At 61.4% G+C, this 25,613-nt stretch carries 23 protein-coding genes; 10 read left to right on the forward strand and 13 right to left on the reverse strand.

Annotation, left to right across the window (positions count from 1 at the left end):
* Window positions 1-32 precede the first annotated feature (32 nt).
* Window positions 33-2,504 carry a molybdopterin-dependent oxidoreductase gene (locus tag KP004_RS02575; RefSeq protein ID WP_216800819.1) on the forward strand — a complete coding sequence of 824 codons (2,472 nt, stop codon included), beginning with the start codon at window positions 33-35 and terminating at the stop codon, window positions 2,502-2,504.
* A gap of 137 nt (window positions 2,505-2,641) precedes the next feature.
* On the forward strand, window positions 2,642-2,878 hold the full coding sequence (locus KP004_RS02580) for a hypothetical protein (RefSeq protein WP_216800820.1): 237 nt from the start codon (window positions 2,642-2,644) through the stop codon (window positions 2,876-2,878).
* 9 nt (window positions 2,879-2,887) lie between these two features.
* On the opposite strand, the gene KP004_RS02585 is transcribed toward KP004_RS02580, so the two are convergent.
* The 9 genes from KP004_RS02585 to KP004_RS02625 form a co-directional block, all read right to left on the reverse strand.
* Complete coding sequence (locus KP004_RS02585; protein ID WP_216800821.1) at window positions 2,888-3,448, reverse strand: menaquinol oxidoreductase; 561 nt, start codon at window positions 3,446-3,448, stop codon at window positions 2,888-2,890.
* A 62-nt stretch (window positions 3,449-3,510) separates the two neighbouring features.
* The gene (locus tag KP004_RS02590) at window positions 3,511-4,353 is read right to left on the reverse strand and encodes a cytochrome C (protein ID WP_216800822.1); all 843 of its coding nucleotides are present in this window, start codon (window positions 4,351-4,353) and stop codon (window positions 3,511-3,513) included.
* A 194-nt stretch (window positions 4,354-4,547) separates the two neighbouring features.
* The gene (locus KP004_RS02595) at window positions 4,548-5,903 is read right to left on the reverse strand and encodes a polysulfide reductase NrfD family protein (protein WP_216800823.1); all 1,356 of its coding nucleotides are present in this window, start codon (window positions 5,901-5,903) and stop codon (window positions 4,548-4,550) included.
* Complete coding sequence (locus tag KP004_RS02600) at window positions 5,900-6,817, reverse strand: 4Fe-4S dicluster domain-containing protein (protein WP_216800824.1); 918 nt, start codon at window positions 6,815-6,817, stop codon at window positions 5,900-5,902. Before KP004_RS02600 ends, KP004_RS02595 begins: the two co-directional genes overlap by 4 nt.
* A 46-nt stretch (window positions 6,818-6,863) precedes the next feature.
* Window positions 6,864-7,388, reverse strand: a complete 525-nt coding sequence (locus tag KP004_RS02605; RefSeq protein ID WP_216800825.1) for a cytochrome c3 family protein — start codon at window positions 7,386-7,388, stop codon at window positions 6,864-6,866.
* 61 nt (window positions 7,389-7,449) lie between these two features.
* Entirely contained in the window at window positions 7,450-7,623 is a 174-nt protein-coding gene (locus tag KP004_RS02610) for a hypothetical protein (protein ID WP_216800826.1), read from the reverse strand.
* Between the two features lie 39 nt (window positions 7,624-7,662).
* Window positions 7,663-7,911 (reverse strand): hypothetical protein, encoded by a 249-nt coding sequence (locus KP004_RS02615; RefSeq protein WP_199389356.1) that lies wholly within the window; start codon window positions 7,909-7,911, stop codon window positions 7,663-7,665.
* Between the two features lie 130 nt (window positions 7,912-8,041).
* Window positions 8,042-8,428: a response regulator gene (locus KP004_RS02620; protein WP_183345652.1), complete on the reverse strand. Its 387-nt coding sequence runs from the start codon at window positions 8,426-8,428 to the stop codon at window positions 8,042-8,044.
* Between the two features lie 109 nt (window positions 8,429-8,537).
* Window positions 8,538-8,789 carry a hypothetical protein gene (locus KP004_RS02625; protein ID WP_216800827.1) on the reverse strand — a complete coding sequence of 84 codons (252 nt, stop codon included), beginning with the start codon at window positions 8,787-8,789 and terminating at the stop codon, window positions 8,538-8,540.
* A 559-nt stretch (window positions 8,790-9,348) separates the two neighbouring features.
* Here KP004_RS02625 and KP004_RS02630 point away from each other — a divergent pair.
* From KP004_RS02630 to KP004_RS02665, 8 genes are all read left to right on the forward strand, one after another.
* Window positions 9,349-10,755 carry a sigma-54-dependent transcriptional regulator gene (locus KP004_RS02630; RefSeq protein WP_216800828.1) on the forward strand — a complete coding sequence of 469 codons (1,407 nt, stop codon included), beginning with the start codon at window positions 9,349-9,351 and terminating at the stop codon, window positions 10,753-10,755.
* Window positions 10,756-10,964: 209 nt separating this feature from the next.
* A complete protein-coding gene (locus KP004_RS02635; protein WP_216800829.1) occupies window positions 10,965-13,277 on the forward strand; it encodes a hybrid sensor histidine kinase/response regulator in 2,313 nt (770 codons plus the stop codon).
* 4 nt (window positions 13,278-13,281) lie between these two features.
* Window positions 13,282-14,697, forward strand: a complete 1,416-nt coding sequence (locus tag KP004_RS02640) for a sigma-54-dependent transcriptional regulator (RefSeq protein WP_216800830.1) — start codon at window positions 13,282-13,284, stop codon at window positions 14,695-14,697.
* Window positions 14,698-14,996: 299 nt separating this feature from the next.
* Window positions 14,997-15,266 (forward strand): hypothetical protein, encoded by a 270-nt coding sequence (locus KP004_RS02645; RefSeq protein WP_216800831.1) that lies wholly within the window; start codon window positions 14,997-14,999, stop codon window positions 15,264-15,266.
* A 24-nt stretch (window positions 15,267-15,290) separates the two neighbouring features.
* Window positions 15,291-16,004, forward strand: a complete 714-nt coding sequence (locus KP004_RS02650) for a DNA-binding transcriptional response regulator (RefSeq protein WP_216800832.1) — start codon at window positions 15,291-15,293, stop codon at window positions 16,002-16,004.
* Window positions 16,005-16,030: 26 nt separating this feature from the next.
* The gene (locus KP004_RS02655; protein ID WP_239026909.1) at window positions 16,031-17,119 is read left to right on the forward strand and encodes a multiheme c-type cytochrome; all 1,089 of its coding nucleotides are present in this window, start codon (window positions 16,031-16,033) and stop codon (window positions 17,117-17,119) included.
* On the forward strand, window positions 17,116-17,838 hold the full coding sequence (locus tag KP004_RS02660) for a cytochrome b/b6 domain-containing protein (protein WP_216800833.1): 723 nt from the start codon (window positions 17,116-17,118) through the stop codon (window positions 17,836-17,838). The genes KP004_RS02655 and KP004_RS02660 overlap by 4 nt, the downstream gene beginning before the upstream one ends.
* Window positions 17,839-17,875: 37 nt before the next feature.
* Window positions 17,876-18,421, forward strand: coding sequence for a hypothetical protein (locus tag KP004_RS02665; RefSeq protein ID WP_216800834.1), 546 nt, complete (start codon window positions 17,876-17,878; stop codon window positions 18,419-18,421).
* Between the two features lie 94 nt (window positions 18,422-18,515).
* Here the strand turns inward: KP004_RS02665 and KP004_RS02670 are convergent, their stop codons facing one another.
* From KP004_RS02670 to KP004_RS02685, 4 genes are all read right to left on the reverse strand, one after another.
* Window positions 18,516-19,508 (reverse strand): cytochrome c3 family protein, encoded by a 993-nt coding sequence (locus KP004_RS02670; protein ID WP_216800835.1) that lies wholly within the window; start codon window positions 19,506-19,508, stop codon window positions 18,516-18,518.
* Between the two features lie 433 nt (window positions 19,509-19,941).
* The gene (locus KP004_RS02675) at window positions 19,942-21,588 is read right to left on the reverse strand and encodes an aspartate:alanine exchanger family transporter (RefSeq protein WP_216800836.1); all 1,647 of its coding nucleotides are present in this window, start codon (window positions 21,586-21,588) and stop codon (window positions 19,942-19,944) included.
* A gap of 62 nt (window positions 21,589-21,650) precedes the next feature.
* Window positions 21,651-24,134: a methyl-accepting chemotaxis protein gene (locus KP004_RS02680; protein ID WP_216800837.1), complete on the reverse strand. Its 2,484-nt coding sequence runs from the start codon at window positions 24,132-24,134 to the stop codon at window positions 21,651-21,653.
* Window positions 24,135-24,222: 88 nt separating this feature from the next.
* On the reverse strand, window positions 24,223-25,356 hold the full coding sequence (locus tag KP004_RS02685; protein WP_216800838.1) for an ABC transporter substrate-binding protein: 1,134 nt from the start codon (window positions 25,354-25,356) through the stop codon (window positions 24,223-24,225).
* Window positions 25,357-25,613: the final 257 nt, after the last annotated feature.

A 25,613-nucleotide genomic window follows, 5' to 3' on the forward strand; every position in this document is an offset into this window, starting at 1 on the left:
AATTCAATTACACCGAATACTGAGGTTTTTATATGGTCAGCTTAACCATTGATGGCAAAAGCGTGCAGGTCGAGAAAGGTACCACCATACTGGAGGCCGCAGCCACGGTAGGGATCACGATCCCGACGCTGTGCTGGCTCAAGAAGGTCTCCCCCACCGGCGCCTGTCGCGTCTGTGCGGTAGAGGTCGCGGGTGTGGAGCGTACCATGACCGCCTGCAACACGCCGGTCAAGGAGGGGATCGAGGTTACCACCGACACCCCGGCCCTCAGGGAGGCCCGCCGCAAGATCATGGAGCTCATGCTGGTGAACCACCCGCTGGACTGCCCGGTCTGCGACGCAGGCGGCGAGTGCGACCTGCAGGATTCCTGCTACGCGCTGAACGCGACCAAGCAGGATTACTCGGCGATCCTGGAGCGCAAGCAGATCCGCTACGACTGGCCGCTCATCGAAAGCGATCCCAACCGCTGCATCCTGTGCGAGAAGTGCGTCAAGGTGGATCACGAGATCGTCGGCTGCGACGCCATCGAGGTGGTCAACAAGGGCGAGGACGCCATCATCGACACGGTGGACGGCAAACCGCTCAACTGCGAGTTCTGCGGCAACTGCGTCGCGGCCTGCCCGACCGGCGCGCTGATCACCAAGCCCTTCAAGTTCAAGGGGCGCCCCTGGACCTTCAACCGCATCCCCAGCGTCTGCGCCTTCTGCGGCGCCGGCTGCCAGATCGAGTACCACGCCAAGGACGGGCTCGTCGAGCGCGTCACCAGCGAGGACAGCAGCTACAACAACGGCAACCTCTGCATCAACGGCCGCTTCGGCTACCGCTACCTGCACTCCGCCGAGCGCCTCGCCGATCCGCTTTTGCGCGGCGACTCCGGTGCCCTCGCCAAGACCGACTGGGATACCGCCCTGTCCGCCGCGGCAGCAAAACTGAAGGAAATCGTGGCGCGTGACGGCGGCAAGGCTGTGGCGGGTCTGGGATCCCCGAGGCTCACCAACGAGGAGAGCTTCCTGTTCCGCAAGCTCTTCAGCGATGCACTCGGCAGTTCCAACCTCGATTCCGAGGCAGGCTTGGGCTTCGCCCAGGCGCAGGCCCAGATGCAGCGGCGCTTCGGTTTCACCGGGGCCAGCAAACAACTCGATGCTCTCGACGAGGCCCAGGCGATCCTGGTCTTCGGATGCGACCTGAACGCCGAGGCTACCGGCGCCGAATACCGCGTCATCAAGGCGGCCACCAAGAAGGACGCCCGTCTGGTGCTGGTCAATATGCGCGACGTGAAACTCAGGAAATTCTCCAACGCGCAGCTGAAACACCTCCCCGGCGCCGAACTCCAGGTCATCTACGCCCTGATGAAGGGGCTGGTCGAGGCCGGAGTTGCTGTACCGGCCGGTGCCGAGAGCATCAAGGACGGACTTGCGCAGCTCTCCATGGACGAGCTCTGCAGCCAGGCCGGCATCACCGTAGCCGCAGTCGAGAACGCGGTGCGGCAGCTCACCGGCATGAGCCGCGTCGCCATCGTCTTCGGCGCCGACCTGGTGAGGAGCGCCGACGCCTCCACCAAGATCGCGGCCCTCGCCGACCTCGCCGTACTCACCGGCTCGGCGACGGAGCAGGGTGGCGGCATCTTCCCGATCGACGCTAAGAACAACACCGTGGGCATGCTGGACATGGGGGTCGCTCCTGGCGCCGACGGCAAGGACATCTGGGGCATCGTCGAGGGGATCGAGCAGGGGAGCATCAAGGCCCTCTACCTCCTGGGGTGCGACCTGTCCGGCCTGCCGGACAACCAGCGCATCCGCAAGGCGCTCGGCAAGCTGGAACTGCTGGTGGTCCAGGACGTCTTTCAGGGTGACTCCCTCGACTACGCCCATGTCGTGCTGCCGGCAGGCGCCGCAGCCGAGAAGAGCGGTTCCTTCACCTCGCTGGACAACCGTGTACAGGCCATCTTCAAGGCCGTGGATGCGCCGGGCCAGGCCAAGGAAGACTGGGCCATCCTGGCGGATCTCTACGGCAGGCTGACCGGCAGCACACAGGGGATCACCCCCGCGAGCCTCATGGCCGAGATCAAGGGCGCGGCGAAGGGGTACCAGCCCTTCGACGGTTCCCGCAACGGCGTCATCAAGGGAGGGAGCACGGCGCGCATCGACGCCCCGCTGGCGCCGATCGCCAAGCCCGCGGCACCCGCCCAGGCGAAGTTCCAGCTCCTGGTCGGCCCCATCGGGTTCCACAACGGCACCTCGACCACCCGCTCCGACGCCAACCTGGACGTGGCACCGGCCGGTTTCGTGGAACTGCACCCCGCTGATGCGGCAGCACTCGGCATCGCCGACGGGGGGAGCGTGAAAGTCAGCTCCGGCAACGGCGCCCTAACCGCAGCGGCGAAGATCAGCGCCAAGCTCCAGCCGGGGCTCCTCTTCGCCCCGTCGCACTTCCGCGACCTGAACGCCAACGCGCTCCTCAAGGGGAACTGCAACCTGGTCGAAGTGAAGGTTGAAAAAGCGTAATCCGCCGTGACGGCGTGACTGACGAAGAGGCCCCGTCCCATGACGGGGCCTTTTTTTTATGGCGGCCGGAAGCGGATGATGCTAGTCTTCTGGCTCAGCGGCGGTCCAATACCAGCTACTTCTCAACGGGAGATGCCATGGACGAAAAACTTGCGCAGATAGCGGCGCTGGCGGGAAAGAACGATAAGATCGCCGAAAAACTGGAGCAGATGCTCACCGGCCCCAACGACCGTGCCTACGTGGTCTGCAGCTTCGATGACTGCAAGTTGCACGAGAAGGGGCGCTGCACCATCTACACGGTGCTCGACGTGCCGCGCATGAAGACCGGTCAGCCCTGCAGCGGCTACGAAAAGGTGAGTGCGGCGGAGAACTGAGGCGGGAGGTCAGTCGTAGAGGGTGTCTTCGTCTTCCTCGGGAGGCATCCTGCCGTTTCGCTCCAGGAAGGCGAGCTGTTCGCTGCGCTTGCCGATCTGGTCGCTACAGAAGGTCCAGATGCGGTAGCTTTCCAGGCAGAGGATGGTGAAGCCGGCGCCGAAGACGGCCCAGTAGTTGTCCTGGAGCGCCTCCGCGAAATAGTAGAAGAGGTAGAAGCCGGCCAGGTAGCCGACATGGCAGAAGCTGCTTGGATGGCGCACCCCCCCCATCATGCGGGACAGGCTCAGTATGATGGCGGAGAAGGTGTAGAGCACCAGCACCAGGCTGATCATGAGCGGTTTGGGCGCCGCACCCAGCGCCGCCACCACCTCCTGCGGCCTGGGCAGAAACCAGAAGTCGCGCCAGGCGACGGTGCTCAAAAGCAGAAACAGGGAAAGCGCCCACAGTCCCCGGTTGGAGAACCGTCTCAGGCGCCCTATCTCATCCAGAAGTCCCTGGCGCAACTGTCCCTGCGCGTCGCGCGCCAGTCCCCCCACAGTCCCCGCCTTGTTGTTTTCCGCCTGCTCCATTGCTCGCTCGATTCTCTGAAGGGGACAGGCACCTGTGGAGCCGGTCCTCACTACGAAAAAGGTCACTTGTGCTGGCAGACGGGATCGTGCTCCGTCGCCTGGAAAGGCTTTTGCTCAATTTCGTTTAATTTGGCTCTGATAAAGTAGTAAGATTGTGCGATCTTGTCAAGCTCATAGGGGAGGTGCGGCGGCCGCGTTGTGCCGTTTCCTTCCTCGCTCCTCTCAGTGTACTCCTGCAGCTTCCTCATCGGAACCAGTACGATCATCTTTAATAGCGTGATGACGCCGGCGATGGTGAGGAACAGGGTCAGGATGGAGAAGATCAGCATCTGCATCTTGATCAGTGCGAGAGAGTGCAGCGTCGCTTCCTGTGACAGTCCGATGTCCAGCGTTCCCAGCACCCGCTGCTCGACGGGGTGGAAGTGGCAGGCGGCGTTGGCGCAGTCCGGCTCGTTGTAGATCGGCGCCGTGATGGCCAGAATCTCGTCCCCGGCGGCATTCTTGAAGGTGCGCGCCTTCTGCATGGTCCCGAGCGTGGTAATGGGCGCCGCCTTCTCGTGGCAGACCACGCACCCCTCCGCCTTCTTGTCCACCTGGCGGTTCACCTCTTCGGGTTTGGAGGAAAAGGCGACCACTCCCTTCTTGTTGAAGATGCGCACGTGCTGGACGCCGTTTTGGGCGCTGATGTTGCGGATGATGGCGCTGTTGAGCTCCGAGTCCGACTTCATCATGGCGTAACGGGTCGACTTCAGCACGATGCCGGCCAGGTTGTTTGCCTGCGTGATGGAATCCCGGATCACCACCTGCTTGATGGCCGCGTAGAGGAGCACGAAGCAGACCACCAGAAATCCGGTAACCACTATCCCTACGGGAACCAAGGCCCTTCCTGCGATCTTGTCGAACATGGCTCCATCTCCAATCTGGGTTGCCGGTCTTTAGCCGCCGTCAGCCCCGCTGTGCTGCACGTGCCTCTTTGCAACCATCCCCTACTGAAGGGGACTGGCTCCGCCAGGTGCCTGTCCCCCTTCAAGGCCTAACCGAACACTCTTCCCAGGTGCGCCGGCCCTGCGGCCGGCGCCCATCAGACTTCCTTTCACTATCAATCCAGCTTGGTCATGCTGCTGTAGCTCGCCACCGGTACGCTGCTCGCTTCGCGCCGTCCCAGCGCCGGTACCGGCACCGCCTCGGGCACGGTCTCTTCCTGTTCCTGCCGGCGCCATTTGAACAGGATCGGCAGCCGGTACAGGATGAAGCGGTAGACCACGATGTAGGTGGCGAAGATGGTCAGGCTGATGATCACCTCGCGCCAGGGCGGGATCTCGCGGTGCGGCAGTTTCCAGTTGAAGGTGATCATGGCGGTGTTGACCCGGTTCAGCACCACGCCGAACACGGTCATGAAGGCGCCCAGGCGTACGATGGCCATCTTCCTCGTGTGCACGCCGTAGGTCATCAGGGTGAGCGGCAGCATGAAGCCCACGATGATCTCGAACATGAACCACTGACCCCAGCCGCTGTCCAGGTAGGCCCACTTGTTGTCATGGGCGATGGCGATCAGCTTGATGGTGATGTAGGTGGCTATCCCCATGCAGGCGCCTTTCGCGAGCGACACGGTGACCTTGTCCAGCTTTTCGTGGAAGCGGGTGTCGCCGCGCCATGCCATGGTCTTGGCCGCGATGGTGCTTACCGTGATCACCATGCAGAGGCCGCCCGGCAGCGAGGAGACGAAGAAGTGCAGCCACTGGAAGGAGGAGGAGTACCAAAGCGGGTGCACCTTGCCCGGCGCGTAGGTGAACAGCGCGCCCAGCGCTCCCTGGTGCAGGGTCGACAGGATGATGCCCGAAACGGTGAGCCCCAGGGTGATCTTGCGGACCCCCCTCTTGCCGGCCGGGAACCCGATCCACTCGAAGAAGGCAGTGGAGACCTCGGCGACCTGCACCGAAAGGTAGGTGGCGACGTGCCAGGCGACCAGGAAGAGTACCGCGGCGGGGCCGAAGGAGACCACCATCGGGTAGGGGAGGCGCCAGGGCTGCCCCAGGTCGGCCAGGAGGTACATGACCGCGAAGAAGTAGCCCAAGAGGCCGTTCAAGAGCGCCAGCCGCTCGATCGGCTCCAGGTCGTGCCTGCCGAAGATCTCGCAGGCGGTGCCCAGTTGGAAGCCCGAGGAGGAGAGCGGCACCATGGCGAAGAGACCGAAACCAAGGAACAGCCCCCAGGGGTAGTCGTTGGAACCACTGGTGGCCCAGGCCAACCCGAAGAAGAACCGGCCGATCAGGATGGGGATGCCGATGGCGAAGATGGCAGCCAAGATCCAGTTGAACGGGTTCCGGAAGGCCTGCAGCAGGTACTGGCTCGGGGTGAGCCCCAAGAGGAGCTTGTTGACCAGCGTGCGCTTCTTGCCGTCCTCGTCGTAGGGTGAGTCCACTATTGCCAAACCGTGCTGGATCATTTTTTTCATGGCTTGGTATCCTCCTGGTTGGAATCGGTATCATGCCCATGCCCGTCCTGCTCCTCGTGCTTGCACAGCAGGTGGATGCCGGAGAAGAGCGCCGGCCAGATGGAAAGCACCATCGGCACCATGCCGAGGAAATCCTTCACGTTGGAGATGATCGGGTCGTTGGAGAGCGTCGTGTCGAAGCCCAGCTTGTCGAACCCCACCGGTGCGAGGTAGAGCCAACTGGTCCCGCCGACCTCCTTTTCGCCGTAGACGTGGTCGACGTAGCGCTCGGGGGTGGCGCGGATGCGCTCGTGGGCCAGCTTGATCAGGTCGGCGCGGTGCCCGAAGGTGAGCGCCTCCTGGGGACAGATCTCGACGCATGCCGGCGGCTTGCCGTACTTGAGCCTGGTGTCGTAGCACAGGATGCACTTCTTGACGATCGGGTTGGTCGCGCTGTCGTAGTCGTAGCCCGGCACGTTGAACGGGCAGGCGATCATGCAGTTGCGGCAGCCGACGCAGACCTTGGAGTTGTAAATGACCGCCCCTTCCTGGGTCTTCGTATAGGCGTTCACGAAGCAGGAGGTGAGACAGGCGGGCTCGTTGCAGTGGTTGCACTGCACCTTCCGGTACACGGGGCCCGACGGCTGCTCCTTCTGGTAGCGGTTCACCACCGTGTATGCCTTCGAGGTAGGGCGCCGTTCGTGTTCGAACACCGACGGATCGTCGAAAGAGGTGTCCGGTTCCGGCAGTTTCTGTTCCTTGTTGCAGGCAGCTTCGCAGCTGCGGCAGCCGATGCAGCGGGTGGTGTCGACCAGGACGCCCATCGCTTCGGGGTATCCCTCAAAGGAACCGCTGGCCCAACCCTTGTTGGTCTTGCCCAGCGCTATGGTGGTCCCGCCTATCAGGCACGCCTTCAGGAAGTTTCTTCGTTTCATCAGCGTTCCTCCTCAATTCATGATGAGCTGCTGTAGTTGGTGCATCTCATTCCTCTTCTGCATGGGCGGGTTTGGCTCCCTTGCGGTTCGTGCTGTAGAAGGCTGCGCCTTGCTGAGTGCGCGGATGGCAGTCCTGGCACCCGGTCGGGCCGTTGCCCACCTTGGTATGGCAGCCGATGCAGTTTTGGTGCATGGCCCCCTTGAGCCCCATCTTGTCCAGGTGGTAGCGCTGCTTGTCGGCGCGCTTGGCGGCCAGGGTCTCCGGTGAGAACGGGGTGGCCGAGTGGCATCCCTTGCAGGAGACGACGGCGGTCGGGCTCGAGTTCTGGTGGCAGCGGGCGCAGTTGGGATCAAGTACCAGGGTGCCGGTGGTGTGGTGGTGGCAGTCGGCGCACTCCTTGATTGACTGGATGTGCTTGGCGTGGTTGAAGGTGAACGGGCTGAACAGCTTGCCGTTCGGGTTCAAGGTGATGGAGTCCGGCACCGGTGCGCACTGCAGCGCAGCAGGGGAGGACACCGATATGGCGCCTATGGAAAGCGCGGCAACTATAAGATGTTTGTAAGAGGACATGTCATGTTCTCCTGGCTCTGTAGTAGTGGGGAGGCTCACTCCCTTGCTGCTTTTTCCGATGCTAGTGACGCGCCGCTTCCTTGGTTTCCTGCTCCCTTTTGTGCAGGTAGCGGTAGAACATGGGGAACCCGATGAAGAAGGCAACGCAGATCAGGTACTCCACCCCTTTGATGTACTGGTAGAAATCAACCAGCGTGAAAACTTCCTTTATCTGTCCTACGGCGTCCAGTGTCATGGCTTGGCTCCTTTGCGATCAGGTTGAATTCCGTCGCCCCTAGTGGCTCTTGACGCGGGAGGGGGACTTTTCCTGCTCCTTGCCGATCCCCTTCAGCATGCCGTAGAGGGTGATCAGGGCCGGGATCAGCTGGACCACCAGCACCAGGGCGCAGAAGCCGAGGAAAAGCAGGATGCCGAGCTTGCTGACGAAGACCTTGCTGGTCGAGGCGGCGAAAGCGTTGGCTGTCGTCATGAGAAAGACAATGGCGGTGTTCACTAAAGCTGGCAGACGCATCTTGGTTTTCATAACTTCCTCCTTTTGACGCTTTGATGTGAAAGACTCGTTCTTTTTATCTTCGGGGCTTTAATAGCGCCGGTCACCCAGGCATTAGGGGGACAGGCACCTGGCGGAGCCAGTCCCCTCCCCTTTGTTACGGTTACGCCATCTGCAACTTGAGGCTTTCGAAGGCACACTGCACTGCCTGTCTGATCTCGGCTCGGTCCTCTGCGTTCACCGGCTTGAGCGCATGGTAGAAGATCCCCTCGCTCCTTAGTTTCCTGGAGAGCGGCAGCGAGGTGCCGGCCGCTATGAGAATGATGGAGAGCTTGCGGTTGCATTGTTTCAACAGCGGGATGATCTCTGAGGCCGAAAACTCGTCGAACTTGGTCCCCAGGAGCACCACCTGAGCCGTTCTTTTAAGGATCCCTGAAACTGCGCTTTCTATGGAGTTGGTGACGATCACGTTGTAGCCGGACTCTATGAACATCTCGGCCATCTGTTTTCTGCAGTCCATGTCTTCGTCCACGATGAGAAGTCCTTGCATAGCTTTACCCTCACACGGCTGGGAGCATCGGTTCCGCTGTACGTTGGGCTCGCGCCGCCGACACCGGGGGGCGCACCGGCGGAAGATCCGCCCGCCAGCCGGCCAGCGGTCATAGGCTGGTCCTGTTGTTCTTGGCAACCTCTTTCGCGCGCTGCTCGGCTTCGGTGGAAAAGATCCCTTTCAACATGCGGAGGAACATGGTGAGGCCCGGTACCAGCTGAAACAGGATCACCATGGCTATAAAGGTGATAAAGATGATCGCAGCCAAGCCGAGCCCCCCGTTTCCCGTTGCGGCGGGAGATGCCATAGCCTGGGTTCCGTCCATCACCAGCGAGGCTGTCGTTGCGGATAGAACCTTCATGATAGTCTCCTTTCCTTTGGTGTGTCTGCGAACCTGGGGCAGCTTACCTGTCTGCTGACTTTCCATAGCATCCAGCGTGCCATTCGCGGTCAAAAGTTTTAAGTGCCTGATACTGCATGTATTTTTTGACGCATGTGCGGCCGTATCGGGGCGGCCTGACAGCCGAATGTATAGTGACCCTATACATGCCGCGGAGCGCTTAGAAGGGGGTGTATAGGGGTGGTAAGGAAAAACGTAATCATTCCAGGCTCTAAGCCTGGTCGGCGCGGTGTATTGTTCCGCCATACACCAATAATTTCGAGGAAATCTGCCGGGTTGCCTGCACACCCTGACAGCAGCTAGGGGCGAAACAGCCGCTCTGTCACAGTTGGTGCGGTGAAAGTATTTTCATGTCTTTCTGTTGACAGAGGCATGTTTGTGGGCTATTGATACAGCGGACGGACTCCGTGGAATGCGCCTCACAAAGACAGAGGGGGACGCGTGAGGCCGTCCTGCTTCAGCGGGCTCGAATAACCGATAGGCACGGTGCATCTATAGCTGGATATAACATGGTGATTCTATGCATATTCTAGTGGTCGATGATGAGTCTGTTATCAGGGAAGGCCTGGCACGTATTCTCGAAGGAGATTCCTTCACCGTAGATGCCGCCAAGAACGGGCACGCTGCCATAGAGCTTTTGCAGCAGAAACAGTTCGACCTGATCATCACCGATCTGAAGATGCCTGGCATGAGCGGCTTTGAGGTGCTGAACGCGGTCAAGATACTGCAACCGGACACCCCGGTGATCATGATTACCGGCTTCGCCACCGTGGAGACCGCCGTCGAGGCCATGAAGAACGGCACCGTCGATTACATCGTCAAGCCTTTCACCCCGGAGCAGATCCTGGAGAAGGTGCACCTGGCGCTGGAGCAGAAGAAGACTACGGTAGAAGATATCGTGGTGAAGAAGGAGATCGACTGCCACCACGGCTTCGACGAGTTCGTCGGGGAAAGCCGGGAGATGCAGAAGGTCTACCGCCGCATCATCCAGGTCGCCGCCACCGACAGCACCGTCCTTATCACCGGCGAGAGCGGCACCGGCAAGGAAGTCGCCGCCCGCGCCATCCACAAGCACAGCTCCAGGCGCGACCAGCCCTTCGTCGCCGTCGACTGCACCGCCCTCGCCGAGAACCTCCTGGAGAGTGAACTTTTCGGCCACGTGAAAGGTTCCTTCACCGGCGCGATGCAGACCAAGATGGGCCTTCTGATGGTCGCCGACGGCGGGACGCTCTTCCTCGACGAGGTCTCCAATATCAGCCTCTCCACCCAGGCGAAGCTTCTGCGCGTGCTGCAGGAGCGCCAGGTCACCCCGATCGGCGGCACCCAGCCGGTCTCCTTCAACATCCACCTCGTCGCTGCCACCAATCGCAGCCTGAAGGCCATGGTGGCCGAGGGGAAATTCCGGGAAGACCTCTTCTTCCGCCTCAACATCATCCCGCTGGAACTCCCACCCCTGCGCGAGCGCAAGGGGGACATCCCGCTCCTGATCCGCCACTTCATGAACAAGTTCGTGGAGGAGGTCGGTAAGGACGTGCGCGGCATCTCTCCGGAGGCGATGCACTTTCTGGAGAACTACGCCTACCCCGGCAACGTCCGCGAACTGGTCAACACCATCGAGCGCGCCGTGGTCCTGTGCGAGGGGGACGTGATCCAGAAGGAAAATCTCGAGTTGGGCGAAGCGGCCGAGGTGTGCAGCACCGGGTTTGACGGTTTCGTCCCCACCAACGCCGAGGCCCTCAAGGAGATGAAGCGCCACATCCGCGACCGGTCGGTCGAAAACGTGGAGAAGGCGTTCGTGATCCAAGCCCTGAAGCGCAACAACTGGAACATCTCCCGCGCCGCCGAGGAAACCGGCATGCTGCGCCCCAACTTCCAGACCATGTTGAAGCGCCTGGGCATTTCCGTTAAGGACTACTTCGGCCGGTAAGCCCCCCGCAGCACTCCCCCCGCTGCAGAGCCGGCTCCCTTCCGACAGCTGCCACCGCGGCCGATACTGTCTCTGCGCCACAACCTCATCTCTCTTTCCTCACAGCCGTCTCTCTTTAATTATGCACCGGCTCATGGCGAGCTTTTTCCAATGTGTTAAACTCAATGCGTGTTTCTCTTAGCGGCCGTCACCGGCAGGGGAGAGCGTGCATGAAACAGATCAACAGTGAAAGAAAGCTGACCCCCCTCAATATCTCGATCGTCTATGCCGTAGTCGGTGTCCTCTGGGGCGCCGCGTCCTGTCTGTTCCCCGCAGTGCTGGCACATAAAACCTCCATGTACCTCTCCGTGGAAACCCTGAACCACGCCTTCTTCATACTTGCCACGGCTGCGCTGCTTTACCTTTTGATCAGCCGCAGCGAGGGGGATGTGGTGCGCGGCAGGGAGTCGCTGTTCAGGGTGAACCGGGCGCTGAAGACCTTCAGCGGCTGCAACCAGGCTCTGGTGCGGGCTACCGAGGAGCTGCAGCTGATGAAGGACATCTGTCGCACCATAGTCGAGACCGGGGGCTACCGGCTGGCCTGGGTGGGGATGGCCGAGCATGACGACTGGAAGACGGTGCGCCCCGTGGCGCAGTGGGGCGACCAGGGAGGGTACCTTACCAAGCTGGACATGAGTTGGGCGGATATCGACCGGGGCCGCGGGCCCACCGGCACCGCCATCAGGACCGGCACTACGCGTATTGTCCAGAATATCCGCTACGATGCCAGCTGGGCGCTGTGGCGGGAGGAGGCCTTGAAGCACGGCTTCGCCGCCTCTATTTCACTGCCGCTGGTGAACGAAGGGCGCCCGCTGGGCGCACTGGTGATCTTTGCGGGGGAAAAGCGGGCCTTCGGCAAGCAGGAAGTGAAGCTCCTGGAACAGTTGGCGGATGATCTCTCCTTCGGCATCGCCACCTTGCGCATCGACGCGGAGCGCAAGAAGGCGGAACAGGAGATCATGCTGCTTGCCTCGGTGATCGAACAGTCCAAGGAAGGGCTCATCCTCTTCGACAGCGATGGCACCATAAAGTACGTGAATCCGGCCATAGAGACCATAACCGGACACGACGCACAGTCCGCGGTCGGCCGCAACGTCGCCGCCCTTGGCGACGGCGAAGGCGGTGCCGAGCTCTACCGCTCCGTATGGGACGACCTCACCAAGGGGGAGCGCCGGACGGGCGGGCATTTCATCCAGAAGGGAAAAGAGGGCGACTATTACGAAATCGACATCGCTTTCTGGTCCATCTCCGATGCCGACGGCGCGGTGAAGAACTACGCCGCTTTGGTCCGCGACGTCACCCACGAGCTGCAACTGGAGCGGCAACTGCGACAGGCCCAGAGGATGGAGGCGATCGCGACCCTGGCCGGCGGCATCGCCCACGACTTCAACAACAACCTCGCCTCCATCATCACCTGCACCGAGATGGCGCGGGACGACGTGCCGCCGGAAAGCCCGCTGCGCGAGCTATTGGACGTGGTGCTGAAATCGAGCTACCGGGGGCGCAAACTGGTCAAGCAGATCCTCACCTTCTGCTGCAAAGGGGAGCAGGAACGGCAACCGGTGCAGGTCGAGTCCATCATGAACGAGTGCCTGAACCTGATGCGCCCTTCGATGCCTTCCTCGATAACGGTCCACGCCGAGTTGGAACCGGATCTCGGCATGATCATGGCCGACCCGACCCAGATCCACCAGATCATCATGAACCTCGTGACCAACGCAAGCCATGCCATGCGGGTAAAGGGAGGAACCCTTGATCTCGCTCTGGAAAACATCTCTCTCGACGCCGATTCTCTCGGGGCGCCGGATCTGCCTCCCGGTCCGTACCTCAAGTTGACGGTCAAGGACTCCGGCCACGGCATGGATCAAAAGACCATGGAGCAGATCTTCGACCCCTTCTTCACCACCAAGGGGCACAACGAGGGGACCGGGCTCGGGCTTTCCGTGGTGCACGGCATCGTCAGGAACCACGGCGGGGGGATCACGGTGAGCAGCAGGCAGGGCCTCGGGTCGACCTTCGAGGTCTTCCTCCCCCGCATCGGAGCGGTGCAGAAAGACACCCTGCTGCAAACGGAAGCCCCCTCCTTGCCGGGGAGCGGCAGGATCCTCTTCGTCGATGACGAGGAGGACGTCGTCTTTGCCGGCAAGAAGATGCTGGAGAGGCTTGGGTACCAGGTGGTCACCGGACGGGACGGCGTGGAAGCGCTGGAAATCTTCCGCACCGACCCCGCTGCCGTCGACCTGGTGATCACGGACCAGACCATGCCGCGCATGACCGGTATCGAGTTGTCTCGGGAGCTCGTTGCGGTCCGTTCCGACTTGCCGGTCATACTCTGCACCGGTTTGGGATCGGGCGTGGACCGTACCGCACAGCGCGAGGAGGCGGAGCAGGCAGGGGTCCGGGAAGTCGCCTACAAGCCGCTGGACCGCGAGGAGATGACGGCGATGATACGGCGGGTAATGACCCCGGCCGGGGAGGCGTGAGGGGATGGCGAAAATCCTGATCATCGATGACGAGGAAACCGTGTGCCAGTCGATGTCGCTGGTGGGCAAGCGTGCGGGGCACGAAACGGCTTGTGCCAGGACGCTGGCTGCCGGTTGCCGGATGGCGGCCGACGAGGCGTTCGACCTGGTGTTTCTCGACGTGCGGCTCCCGGACGGCAACGGGCTTGAGATGCTGCCGCGCCTGGCGCAGGCCCCGTCCCATCCCGAGATCGTCATCATGACCGGATACGGAGACCCCGCCGGCGCCGAGCTCGCCATCACCAGCGGCGCCTGGGATTACATCGAAAAGGGGTCCTCGGTCAAGGACATCACCCTTTCCCTGGTGCGAGCCCTGGAGTACCGCAAGCAGAAGCTCTCCCTGTCGGGCCGCCAGGAGGTGATCGCCCTGAAGCGGGAAAACATCATCGGCAACAGCCCGGCCTTGAAAGCCTGCCTCGATGCGGTGGCGCGCGCCGCGGTGAGCGATGCGGGGGTTCTGATCCTGGGAGAAACGGGATCGGGCAAGGAGCTGTTCGCCCGGGCGGTGCACCAGAACAGCAGGCGCTGCGACAAACCCTTCGTCGTGGTGGATTGCGCCAGCCTTCCCGAGACGCTGGTGGAAAGCCTGCTGTTCGGACACGAGAAGGGGGCTTTCACCGGCGCCGAAAAGGCCCGCGACGGACTGGTCAGCCAGGCCCATGGCGGGACCCTTTTCCTGGACGAAGTGGGCGAGCTTCCCTTCACCGCTCAAAAGTCCTTCCTGCGCGTGCTGCAGGAGAAGCGGTACCGTCCGGTGGGGGGCGCGCGAGAGGTGGAGAGCGATTTCCGGCTGGTGGCGGCGACCAACCGCAATCTGAACCAGATGGTGGAGGCCGGGACCTTCCGCGGCGACCTCCTCTTCAGGTTGAGCACCTTTGTTATCGAGCTCCCACCGCTGCGCGAGCGCAAAGAGGACATCAAGGAGCTCGCGCGCTATTACATGGACAAGTTCTGCGAGGACAACGGCCTCTCGCCCAAGGGAAGCTGCCCGGAATTCATGGAGACGCTGCAGGCGTACAGCTGGCCCGGCAACGTGCGCGAGTTCATCAACACCATCGAGCGCACGGTGCTGACCGCACGGGAGCAGCCGGTCCTTTTCGCGCAGCACCTGCCGACGCAGATCCGGGTACAGGTCACTCAGAGTGCGGTGAACCATCATGAAACTGCAGCCGCGCCCCCTTTTCAACTGTCGCCGCCTGCCCAGCTCCCCAAGTTGAATGACTTCCGTGACAGCGTCTATACCCAGGCCGAAAAGCAGTACCTCTGCGACCTGATGGCACTGGCTCAAAACGATATCACTACCGCCTGCAACCTCTCCGGACTTTCCCAGTCCCGCCTGTACGCCCTGCTGAAAATCCACGACCTGCACCGTTCGGCCTAGCCGCCCCGCATTTCCTTCACCCCGCCTGATTCTTTACTGCCGCACAAGAATGTTCCTGCGCCGCAGGAAATCGCCGTCTCTCCCCAGTTGGCCTCTTGGCTTGTCTAAGTGGCCGTGTTGACAGACCTTATTTCCAGGTGCCGTCCTCGAAGCCGCTTTTGCCGATCACTCCCCTCTTTTTAGCTGCTTCGGTGTAAGTGCCCGTCATTAAACGGTTTTCGGTGTTGTTGACCTTTGGGCATTGCGGTTGCTAAGCATGGGTAACCCTTCGGGGAATAATGCGGGAAAAGGAGAGGGCCATGACAAAGGAAATGAAAGAATCATTGTCCGGGAAAGTGACAAGTTGGTCGATCATCGGGGTGGTCGTGGCCGGGACGCTGCTCATCTCCGGCATTGCCGACGTCTCCGAGGGGAGCGGCGTAATGGCTAAGATCTTCCTTCTCTTCATCGGCGCCATCATCGTCGTGCAGGTCATCCCTGGCATCATGCTCTTCAGCGCCATGCTCAAGGGCATCTACAGCCTGTTTGGCAAAAAGGTTAAGGTTCCTCTGGAACAGGACAAAAAGTAGCTGTCGCGAGACGCGAGGTGGCTTATGGACGAACGGGGAATCATCATTGCGGACCGAGACGCGGAATTCCGCAGCCAGGTAGCCGAATACTTCCGCAAGGCGGGGTACGAGGTGGAGACCACTGATTCAACGGTCCACGTGCTCTGCAGCATCCTGCAGAAGAAGACACCGGTGCTGTTGTTGGGAAGTGACTTCGACCAGAAGGTTTCATCGTCGGACCTGATTCACCTTTTGAAGAAGTGCAACCGCCACCTGAACGTCATCATGGTCTCCGACGATCTTCCCCTGGACCAGGCGAGGCAGGTGCGCAAGGCGGGGATCTTTTACCAAGCCATGAAACCGGCGGAAACCGGAGATACCGAGGAGCTTGGTCTGGCCGTGGAATGCGCCTTCAAGACCTATCGCGCCAACCGGCAGCAGGAGCGCATGGAGGCCGCGATGAGGCGGCGAGCCAACCGCCGCGAGTCGGTGAAAAAGCAACCGGTTCCTGCCTCCAGGCGCTTCTCCTGGCTGATAGCCCTCGCCGTGCTCATCTTCGGGACCAGCTTTTTGGCACTGTCGGCGGCGGAGAGCGTCCAGAGGGGGGGCAACCTCGGGATCTGGCTTTTCCTCGGGTTCTGCGCGCTGCTGGTGGTAGCGCAGTTCTTCCCAGTGTTCAGGATCAAGCTGTCGCAGCGCGTGATGGCGCAGCACGCTGCCAAAGAACAGGCGGCCTCATCCGAGAAGAAATCATCCTAAGGACGCGTTCCTAAAAGGAGGGATACGTGAAACCAGCCGACCTACAAAAGATGAGTTTGCTCGCGAAGCTGGCGTTCTGCGCCTGGGCCCTCGCCGGCCTGATCGCGCAAGCCAACGCCTGGGGATTTTCTTATGGAGATCAGACCGGCAGCAACCAGGCCTGTCTGTCCTGTCACGGTAAAACCGGCGAGGTGCCCAAGGGCACCTTCATCGACCCGCAGCGCTTCACCCAGACCGCCCATGCCAACCTCGGGTGTGAAGCCTGTCACGCGACCGTCCCTGCCAACCATCCGGACGGCAACAAGGTGCCCAAGGCCGACTGCCGCGAATGCCACTCGGGCATCAGCGCAGAGTACGACAAAGGGCTGCATGCATCCAAGACAGCCTGCAACGGCTGCCATAACCCGCACCTGGTGCAGAACCCCAAAGACGTCTCCGGGCAGGAGATCAACATGATCTGCTCCAACTGCCACAACTCTTTGGAGATGACGGCGAAGCACGGCGAGTGGCTGCCTCAATCGGAACTGCACCTGCGCATGCTGCCGTGCATCACCTGCCATACCGGTGCCAAGGACTATTACATCAGCATGTACATCGTCAAGAGCAAGGGGGACAGCCGGTTCGGCAAGCAGGAAGTGGCCGAGTACGCCGATCTGAAAGCCATGGCCGGTAACCGCCCCATCGTCTCCCTCATCGATACCAACCGGGACAACTACGTCTCCCTCGAGGAACTGCGCGTGTTCAACCGCACCCAGAAGTCGCTCCGTCTTTACGGGATGATGACCCCCTCGACGGTGTCGCACAAGTTCGAGATCCTGGACAGCCGGCGCAACTGCAGTTTCTGCCACACCTCAGGCTCCGGACTCATGCAGACCAGCTTCATAGCCGTGCCTGACGAGCAAGGGAACTTCCAGAGGGTGCCGGTAGAGAAGGGGGCGGTCCTCGATGCCCTTTACGCCGCTCCGGACTTCTACATGATGGGGTCCACCAAGAACGCCAAGTTGAACAACATCGGGCTCGCCATCATCTGCTGCGGACTCATCATGCCGGTCGGACACGGTTTTGTCCGGTTCCTGACTCGGAAGAACAGGAAACATAAGGAGCACCAGTCATGAGCGAGAAAACAAGAATCTACCTGCAGCCCTGGCCGATACGCATCTGGCACTGGATCAACGCCTCCGGCATCATCATCCTGATTCTGTCCGGCGCCCAGATCCGGTTTCCCGAGACTCTGAGCATCTTCAGCAGCTACAAGAACGCCATCGAGGTGCACAACACAGCCGGGATCATCGTTTCCATCTCCTTCTCGTTCTGGTTCTTCTACTACAAGATGGTGAAGAACACGCTGGACAAGCTGTACATCCCGGACGAGGAGGACATCAAGCACGGCCTGGTACGCCAGCTCCTTTACTACTGCTTCTGGTACTTCCTGGGGCGGCCGAGCCCCTACCATGCCACGCCGGATCACAAGTTCAACCCGATGCAGAAATCGGCGTATCTGGCGGTGATGTTCGTGCTGATGCCGCTGGTGGGGCTCACGGGAATCCTGCTGCTGAACGTTACACCGCTGCGCGTGCTGGTTCTCATGTGGGGCGGGATCAAGTTCATCGTCGCGCTTCATTTCCTCCTGGCGTGCTCGCTGCTCGCTTTCCTCTGCACGCACGTCTACCTGGCGACCCTGGGGGACTACATCAAGCCGATGCTGGTCGGGTGGGAGGACGTGGAAGAACACGAGGAGCCGGAGGCGGCCCCGGGAGTGGCCATTCCCGGCTACCGGCCGGTGCGTCACTATCCGGAGTACGAGCAGGCACTTCTGGAGCAGCGCCACAGCTGATGGGACGGGTTGTTAATTCCGGGAAAGGAGAACGGCCATGTCAGGACATCATCTCATCGAGCATTTGAAGGCGAGACCGATACGGGAAACGGCCCAGGTCGCGACGGGGAACGAGCTTTGCTGGAGCCGGGAACAGGTAACCAAGAACATCGCGCAGCTGCATGTCCTTTCCCGGCGTGGGTTGTGGGGGCTGTTGCTCTTCCTGGGAATGAGCGCCGCGGCCCTCGCTTTGAGCCAGGTAAACGTGTCGTCGGTTGCCCAGGCGGAGCTGGAGGGTGTCATTGGCCCTCTGCCTTCGATCGATTTGCTCAACCTTGTCCTCGGCATCTCGTGGCTGTCCGCAGTGGTGCTGATCGTGGGGCGCAGGGGGAGCGACGGCAGGCCGGGGTACAGCTGGCACAACGTCGGACTTCCCGCGGTTTTCTACCCGCTCTACGCCTTCTGTGACACGACCGGCACCTACTTCCCGATGGTGTTCCTTGCCGGCCTCGTCTTACTACTTTTGGAACACGGCTTCGTGGTCTGCTACACCGCCAAGGCGATCAAGGAGGAAACGGCCCGCCTGGAGCGCCTGCGCGATTGATCTTTCTGTGCAGGAACGGCCCTCCATGCACAACCGGCCACTCGAGTTTCGAGTGGCCGGTTTTTTTGTTTCCAGAGATGGAACAGGAGCCTTGCTAGCCGTGCTGATGGCAGGAGTCGCAGTTGCCGTTCACGGTGAAGGCTGACTTGCCGTCGTGGCAGGCGCCGCACGACTTGGCCTTTTTCATCTCGTCCATGGAGACCGGCCTGCCGCCGCGTTTGGTCGGGAAGGTGCCGCTGTGGCAGTCCTTGCATTTGTACATGCCCAGGTGGTTACTGTGGCTGAACTTGACGTCCCCGACGTCGGCAACCTTAAACTTGATCTCCTGGACCGGGTGGCACTTTTCGCATTGCGAAACGGCGAAGGCGTCCTTGGCGTTGTGGCAGGCGCCGCACGATTTCCCTTTCTCCATGGCTGCCATGGTGACGGGTTTTCCGGAGCCGAGCGGGAACACCTTGGTGTGGCAGGAACTGCAGCTGTAGATCTCAACATGTTTGCTGTGGCTGAAAACGGTCGGGCCGGTCTCCTTCACCTTGAAGACGACCTGCTTGGGTGAGGGGTGGCAGCCGTCGCACTTTGCGACGCTGAACGCCTTCTTGCCGTTGTGGCAGGCGCCGCACGATTTCCCCTTTTCCATCTCGGCCATGGTCACCTGCTTGTTCGGGCCGGTCTTGTAGAGGGAGTTGTGGCAGGCGTTGCACTGCATGGTTTTCAGGTGCTTGTTGTGACTGAAGAGCACCGGGCCGGTCTCTTTGACCTTGAAGGTGACGTTCTTGACCTTGTGGCACGCGGTGCATTTGGCAACGCTGAATGCCTTCTTACCGTTATGGCACTTGCCGCACGATTTCCCTTTGTCCATGTCGGCCATGGTGTACTTGACCTTGGCGGCGCGGGGATTTTCGTGGCACACCTTGCAACTCACGTTCGGGCTTTTCTCCGCTTTCTTCTTCAGGTGCTTGTTGTGGCTGAAGACCACCTTGCCCCCACCATCGGTCTGGTAGGTGATGTCCTTCAGCTCGATGGCGTATGCTGCGGAAGCTGCTACGGCTAGCGCGGCCAGGACAATGAAAGCCGATGTGAATCTCATGGTTTCCTCCTTTGACGGTGTAGTGGATTGGCGTGCTTATAGTTCCTCTCTACGAGATTGGCTGCGGGGAGCGGCAGGACACCAGCCGCCGTGCTGCTACAGCAAGGGATAAACCGGCACGAGTTCTCTTTAGCATTAGCCGTGCCTGATTTTTGAGTGGAGCGTAACGTGCTGTAATTGCAGGGTACTTTCGCGGCGGGGGCGGCGAGCGCGGTGCATGGCTGTATAAAGAAGCTATACACCGGATCAATCCAGGTGATGCCAAGTTGCCGGAATCGAATACGTTTTTTCGGGGTGGCCGGAGCCTCACGCCGGCGGCTGCTGTATAGCAAAGATATACGAAGATGGTCGGTCAGCGGTCTACGGCACTAAAAAAGAAGAGGGCCGCGGCATTGAGCGCGCGGCCCTCATTTTCGGCACCGGGGGGGGGAGGTCATAGCTGGCCGGTGGCGACGAGGATGATGTGCACCAGGATGATCTTCCCGATGGTGGCGAAGGGGAACACGCAGGCGTAGCCCTGGTCGGAGAGGTCGTTCCCGGTCTGCTCCTTGATGTAGCCCAGGCCGGGCGTGGAGGTGTGCATCCCCGCCACGATGCCGACCGCCAGTGTCATCGGGAGCTTCATGATCTTGTGGGCGATGAACAGGCCGAGAAAAGCCGTGACCGAGGTGACGCAGACGCCGGTGATGAAGATGCTGCCGCCCCCCCCGTGGCTCAAGGTGGTAAGCAGGCTGTAGCCGGAACGGGTGCCGATACCGGCCAGAAACAGCACCAGCCCCACCTGCTTCAGCACCATGCTGGCGCTGTAGGGGAGGCTCCAGACCATCTTGCCGGTCCTGCCGAAGGTCCCCAGCAGGATGCCGACGATGAGCGGCCCCCCGGCAAAACCAAGCTGCATGCTCCCTCCGCCGGGGAAGGGGAAGGGGATCAGCCCCAGCACCAACCCGATCACGAGCCCGAGGCTGAAGGTCATCACGTCCACCTCGCTCACCCTGCGATAGGAGTTGCCGAAGAAGGCGGTCACCTCGTCCATGCAGGTCTTGTGAGCCAGCACCCTGACCACGTCGCCGAGCTCCAGGATCATCTCGGCCTCGGGGAGATATTCGTTGTCCCCCCGGCGCACCAGCGTGATCACCTCCCCGAAACGCTGCTCCTGATGCAACTCACCGATGGTGCGCCCGATCGCCATGGGGCTGGAGACGAAGATCCTGCGGTACTCGTATTCGGTGCGGTCCAGTCCCAGGCGCTCCTTGCTTCTCCTCTCCCCGAGCACCGTCGCTATCTTCTCGATCTCGTGCGGCGCCCCTGCCACCATCGCGAGGTCGCCCTGCTGCAGCACGGTGCCTGGACCGGCGTAGAAGAACTCGTCATCCCGCTTGATCCGGCTGAAGATCACCTCGCAGTTGTTGGATTCGTTCAGCTTGGCGACGGTCAGGTCGGGCGGGTCCACCTTCTGAACTTTAATGGTGCAGTGCACCAGCGAGTTGCGGTCCTCGGGCTTGCGCAGCACCTTGAACTCCGCCTGGTAGTCCACCTTCCACATCTTCTGGCAGACGTTGATGGTCAGCATCAGCCCGATGACGCCGATCGGGTAGGCGACGGAGAAGCCGACCACCGGCTCGGCGAGCATCGTTTCCAAAAGATCGGGCGGCGCGGTCTGGCGGATCGATTCCAAGGCGCCACCGAGGGCCGGCGAGGCGGTCATGCTGCCGCAGAAGATGCCGGCGGCGATGCCCGGCTGGATGGCGAAATACTTCTGCAGCGCGACGCAGAGAGCCGCCGAGGCGCACAGGACACCTCCGGCGAGCAGGTTGTTCATGACCCCGTTTCTGCGGAAGGTCGAGATGAAGGAGGGGCCGGCGGAGAGGCCGACGGTGTAGACGAAGAGCGCCTGCCCCATGATGTACACGATGGCCGGGGCCTTCATGTCGGGATGGAGCATGCCGAAGGCGAGCCCGACGAAGAGCACGGCGCCGACGCCTAAGGTGATGCCGTAGACCTTGATCTTGCCTAAGGGATAGCCTAGTGCTGCGACCATGAGCAGAAGCATCAACGGGTTCTCGAGGAGAATCTTGATCATGATTGCCACCTCTGTCGCTGGCGGGACCATCCCCCGCCCTGATAAACCTCACGCTGCCGTTGCTATTCGCTCAGCTTGAACTGCCCCACGAGCTTTTGCTGCTCCTCGGCCAACTGTGACAAAAGCAGTGCCGAGGATGCAGACTCCTGTGCGTTCTTCGCCGTGTCCTGCACCACCTCGTTGATGGACTGGATGTTGTTGCTGATCTCGACGGTGGTGGCGGTCTGCTCCTCCGCCGCCGTGGCGATCTGGTTTACCTGCAGGGTCACCGACCCGATCTGCTGCAGGATCTCCTCCAGGGCGGCACCGGACCTGGCGGCCTCGACGGTTCCCTCCTCCACCCGGTTCACGCCTGATTGCATCACGGCGATGGCGCCTTTGGTCTGCTGCTGCACCGCCTTGATCATCTCTCCGATTTCCCGCGTGGCGCTGGTGGTCCGTTGCGCCAGTGCGCGCACCTCGTCGGCCACCACGGCAAAGCCGCGCCCCTGTTCTCCCGCGCGGGCGGCCTCGATGGCGGCGTTCAGGGCGAGCAGGTTGGTCTGGTCGGCGATGTCGTTGATGGTGTTGACGATGGCGCCTATAAGCTCCGACTTCTGCCCCAGGTCGCCGACGGTGACCGCCGAGGCGCGTACCTGTTCGGCGATCTGGTTCATCCCCCGCACCGTCTCCTTGACGACGTCGGCGCCGGTGACTGCCGCGTCGTTGGCCTGCTTGGAACCGGCCGCAGCCTGCGTGCAGCTCACCGCTATGTCGTGGGAGGTGGCCGCCATCTCCTCGCTGGCCGTCGCTACCGTGGCTGCCTGTCCGGCGACCCGTGCCGCACCGGCGGCCATCTGCTCGGCGGCGCAAGAGAGCTGGGTCGAGGTCGAGGCGACCTGGGTGGTGTTGTGCGACACCCGCGAGATCACCTCGTGGAAGTGCACCACGATGTTGTTGATGCTGTTGCAGATGTCTCCGATCTCGTCGTTCGAGCCGGTCTTGATCCGCCTGGTGAGGTTGCCGTCCGCGATCTCGGCGGTCACCACCTTGGCGTGGGAGAGTGGCCTGGTGATGGAGGCGATGATGCGCAGGCTGATGATCAGTGAGATCGCGACGACGGCGATGGAAACGACGATCATGACGTAGGAGAGGAGGGTGGCGTTGTCCACCGCGCTGCGCACGCCGGTCAGGATCTGTTGCTGGTTTTCACCGATGCTCTTCACCTGTTCCTCGCTTCTTTGCGCCTGCTCGCGCGAGATCCCGCGCGCGGACTCAAGCGCCCTCTGCATGGCGGCGTTGCTCCTGATCACCCCGAGCTTGGTGCTTTCTATTTTCTGGATCGAGGATGCGGCGCGGCGCACGGTTGCCGAGACGTCGGAGATCTTCTGGGCCAATTCCTTCTGCCCCGAATCGAGCAGCACCTTTCTTGCCAGGGCGATGTTCGCCTCGATCCTCTTGCGGCTTTGCGCCAGTGTGCCGACGAGCCTCCCCACCTCGGCGTCCGTGGAGCTCAGCATGATCTGGCGCACGCCGGAGCTGAGCTCCTTGACGTCGACGCTGATGTTGCTCCCGGCCTCCATGACGCTGTTGGCCGAATTTTGGAACCCCAGCGAGGAGACCACCTTGTTGCGGTCCTTTACGATCTGCAGCTCCAGGGTGTCGATGGTGTTGAAGATCTTCTGGCTGTTCTCTTCCAGGGGCTTCGTGATGTCGCGGGCCTTATTCGCGTAGCGCTCGGCGTCCGCCTTCTCGGGGTTGTTCAGCATCTCCAGCTTGAGGGATATCAGTCCTCCCTCCTCGGCACCGATCTGGTTCAGGAGGTCGGTGGCCACCCCCTTGACCTCCTTGATGGCCGGGTTGTCCCCCTGGTCGACCTCGATGTTGCGAGTCAGCTCGACCGTGTTCTTCAGGCGCTCCCGAAGGGGGGCCACCTTGAACCTGTTCTTGACCAGTTCCAGGTCGCTCAGAATGATGTTGATATCCTTGAGCCGGCTTTGCAGGGTGAGGAGCTTCTTGATGGAGCTGTTCACCTGGAGGTTGGCGGCCTGCGAGGAGTTGATGTTGGAAAGGGCGCTGCTTCCCATCTGGCTGATCTGTCTGCGCAGCCCCGCGACGCTTTCCTCAGCCTTTTGCAACTCAAAGTTCACCGTGGCGATCTCGTTCTTGAACAGGGTCATGTCCTTGAGCCGCTGGGAGGCGACCTGCACCACGGTCTTCTCGATGTTGCGCAAGACGGCCGTATCCACGCCGCTGGAGGCGGCGCCCCCTTTGAGGATCTCGTCGTTCAGTTCCTCCATTCTCTTGATGCGGGTGGTGATCGTCCCCGAGAGCTGGGTGACCTCGGCGGGCTCGGTGGTCATCTCGAGCCGCATGAAGTCGGCGGAGACCTTTTCCACCGTCTGCTGCAGTTCCAGCATCTTCAGGTGCAGCGGTGTCGATTTGCCGGTCAGTATCTCGATGCTGGACTTGACCTTGGCGATGGAAAAGAGCCCGATGCCGGACAAGACGGAAATCCCGACGATGGTCAGCGCGATGTTGCCCAAAAGCTTGCTTTTGACGGTCATTGCCACCCCCGCACTAGGTCAGTACCAATAAAACCGGCGCCGCGCAGCACACGGCACCGGTTCTCCGCTCTTCACGGCCCCCCTTCGCCTACTTGAGGGAAATGAGCTTGTCGCCCTTCACCACCTGCAGGTAGACGTTGTCCTGCCCCTGGTGGTTGTCCTGGGAGAAGGTCAGCTCGATCCCCCCCATGTCCGCCCCCTTCATGCTCTCGTAGGCCTGGATGAAGGCGGCCTGGGTGGGCGGGTTGCCCGCTTTCTCCAGGGCCATGACCATCGACTTGGCGGCCATGCACCCCTCCATGCTCACCGAGTTGAAGCCGACGTCCTCCGGGTTCTTCTCGATGGCTTCCTTGCACTCCCTGGTGATGGGGAGCGACAGGTCGTCCAGTTCCGGCACCACCTGGCTCATGATGATCCCCTCGGAGGCGCCAGGCCCCACCGCCTTGACCAGGTTCATCCCGCCGGCAAAGGAGCCGGCGGCCAGGAAGGCGGTGACCCCTTCCTTGCGCAAAAGCTTGATGAACTCCGCTCCCGGCTTGTACACCGCACCGACGATGATGGCGTCGGGCTTACCGGCCAGGATGCTGGCCAGCCCGGTGGTTACCGCCACGGTGTTCCTCTCGAAGGAGCCCTTGGAGACCAGACTCAGGCCCTGGCGCTTGACGGCATTCTCCGTCGAGGCGAGGATGTCGGTGCCCAGGCCATCGTTTTGGTAGAAGACGGCGAAGCGCTTCGCCCCCTGTTTGACCAGTTGGTCTACGATGCGGTCCACTTCCTGCTGGTAGCTCGCCCTGACGTGGAAGACCTCCCTCACCACCGGCGTGCGCAGTTCCGTCGCGCCGGTCCTCGGGTTGATGTAGGGGAGCTTGTATTCCTTGACCACGGGGAGGCTGGCGACGCAGTTGGAGGTGCCCACGGAGCCGACCACCGCGAACACCTTCTGCTCGTCGGCGAGCTTTAGCAGGCAGTCGATGGTCTTGTCGGTCACCATCTGGTCGTCCAGTGAGACCAGCTCGACCTTGCGGCCGTTGATGCCGCCCTTCGCGTTCACCGCCTTGAAATAGGCTTCCACGCCTACCTTCATCCCCCGTCCGGACCCCTTGTTGGCGCCGGTCTGGTCGTTCACCATGCCGATCTTGATCACGTCGCCCACCGGCCCCGCTGCACGTGCCGTCGGAGCAATCATCATCAGCACCACGGTCAGTAACATCACCTTTCTCATGACATCCTCCTTTGTTCGGGTAGGGCCTGCAGGGGGGGCGCGGAAGCGAGCGGCCGGCGGCGAAAAATTCTCCAGCAGGTCTGCGCTCTTATCCGCGGGGGACCCCTGGCCGGGTCCATATTAAAAAAAGCTAAAAAATAATATCCGCTAATGATTGAAAGGCAAGCCGTTCTCTTAGATGGGGTGGGGCATTTTCTTTCCGGTACGATCCGTCGGAGGGGGCGCACCGGGTGCCGGGAGGGAAACAGAAGAGGCGG

The organism is Geomonas oryzisoli (assembly GCF_018986915.1).
Lineage (GTDB): Bacteria > Desulfobacterota > Desulfuromonadia > Geobacterales > Geobacteraceae > Geomonas > Geomonas oryzisoli.

Bases quoted from the DNA above. Each gene is read 5' to 3' on its own strand.
- KP004_RS02575 (WP_216800819.1), top strand. From the start codon at position 33: ATGGTCAGCTTAACCATTGATGGCAAAAGCGTGCAGGTCGAGAAAGGT.
- KP004_RS02580 (WP_216800820.1), top strand. From the start codon at position 2,642: ATGGACGAAAAACTTGCGCAGATAGCGGCGCTGGCGGGAAAGAACGAT.
- KP004_RS02585 (WP_216800821.1), bottom strand. From the start codon at position 3,448: ATGGAGCAGGCGGAAAACAACAAGGCGGGGACTGTGGGGGGACTGGCG.
- KP004_RS02590 (WP_216800822.1), bottom strand. From the start codon at position 4,353: ATGTTCGACAAGATCGCAGGAAGGGCCTTGGTTCCCGTAGGGATAGTG.
- KP004_RS02595 (WP_216800823.1), bottom strand. From the start codon at position 5,903: ATGAAAAAAATGATCCAGCACGGTTTGGCAATAGTGGACTCACCCTAC.
- KP004_RS02600 (WP_216800824.1), bottom strand. From the start codon at position 6,817: ATGAAACGAAGAAACTTCCTGAAGGCGTGCCTGATAGGCGGGACCACC.
- KP004_RS02605 (WP_216800825.1), bottom strand. From the start codon at position 7,388: ATGTCCTCTTACAAACATCTTATAGTTGCCGCGCTTTCCATAGGCGCC.
- KP004_RS02610 (WP_216800826.1), bottom strand. From the start codon at position 7,623: ATGACACTGGACGCCGTAGGACAGATAAAGGAAGTTTTCACGCTGGTT.
- KP004_RS02615 (WP_199389356.1), bottom strand. From the start codon at position 7,911: ATGAAAACCAAGATGCGTCTGCCAGCTTTAGTGAACACCGCCATTGTC.
- KP004_RS02620 (WP_183345652.1), bottom strand. From the start codon at position 8,428: ATGCAAGGACTTCTCATCGTGGACGAAGACATGGACTGCAGAAAACAG.
- KP004_RS02625 (WP_216800827.1), bottom strand. From the start codon at position 8,789: ATGAAGGTTCTATCCGCAACGACAGCCTCGCTGGTGATGGACGGAACC.
- KP004_RS02630 (WP_216800828.1), top strand. From the start codon at position 9,349: ATGCATATTCTAGTGGTCGATGATGAGTCTGTTATCAGGGAAGGCCTG.
- KP004_RS02635 (WP_216800829.1), top strand. From the start codon at position 10,965: ATGAAACAGATCAACAGTGAAAGAAAGCTGACCCCCCTCAATATCTCG.
- KP004_RS02640 (WP_216800830.1), top strand. From the start codon at position 13,282: ATGGCGAAAATCCTGATCATCGATGACGAGGAAACCGTGTGCCAGTCG.
- KP004_RS02645 (WP_216800831.1), top strand. From the start codon at position 14,997: ATGACAAAGGAAATGAAAGAATCATTGTCCGGGAAAGTGACAAGTTGG.
- KP004_RS02650 (WP_216800832.1), top strand. From the start codon at position 15,291: ATGGACGAACGGGGAATCATCATTGCGGACCGAGACGCGGAATTCCGC.
- KP004_RS02660 (WP_216800833.1), top strand. From the start codon at position 17,116: ATGAGCGAGAAAACAAGAATCTACCTGCAGCCCTGGCCGATACGCATC.
- KP004_RS02665 (WP_216800834.1), top strand. From the start codon at position 17,876: ATGTCAGGACATCATCTCATCGAGCATTTGAAGGCGAGACCGATACGG.
- KP004_RS02670 (WP_216800835.1), bottom strand. From the start codon at position 19,508: ATGAGATTCACATCGGCTTTCATTGTCCTGGCCGCGCTAGCCGTAGCA.
- KP004_RS02675 (WP_216800836.1), bottom strand. From the start codon at position 21,588: ATGATCAAGATTCTCCTCGAGAACCCGTTGATGCTTCTGCTCATGGTC.
- KP004_RS02680 (WP_216800837.1), bottom strand. From the start codon at position 24,134: ATGACCGTCAAAAGCAAGCTTTTGGGCAACATCGCGCTGACCATCGTC.
- KP004_RS02685 (WP_216800838.1), bottom strand. From the start codon at position 25,356: ATGAGAAAGGTGATGTTACTGACCGTGGTGCTGATGATGATTGCTCCG.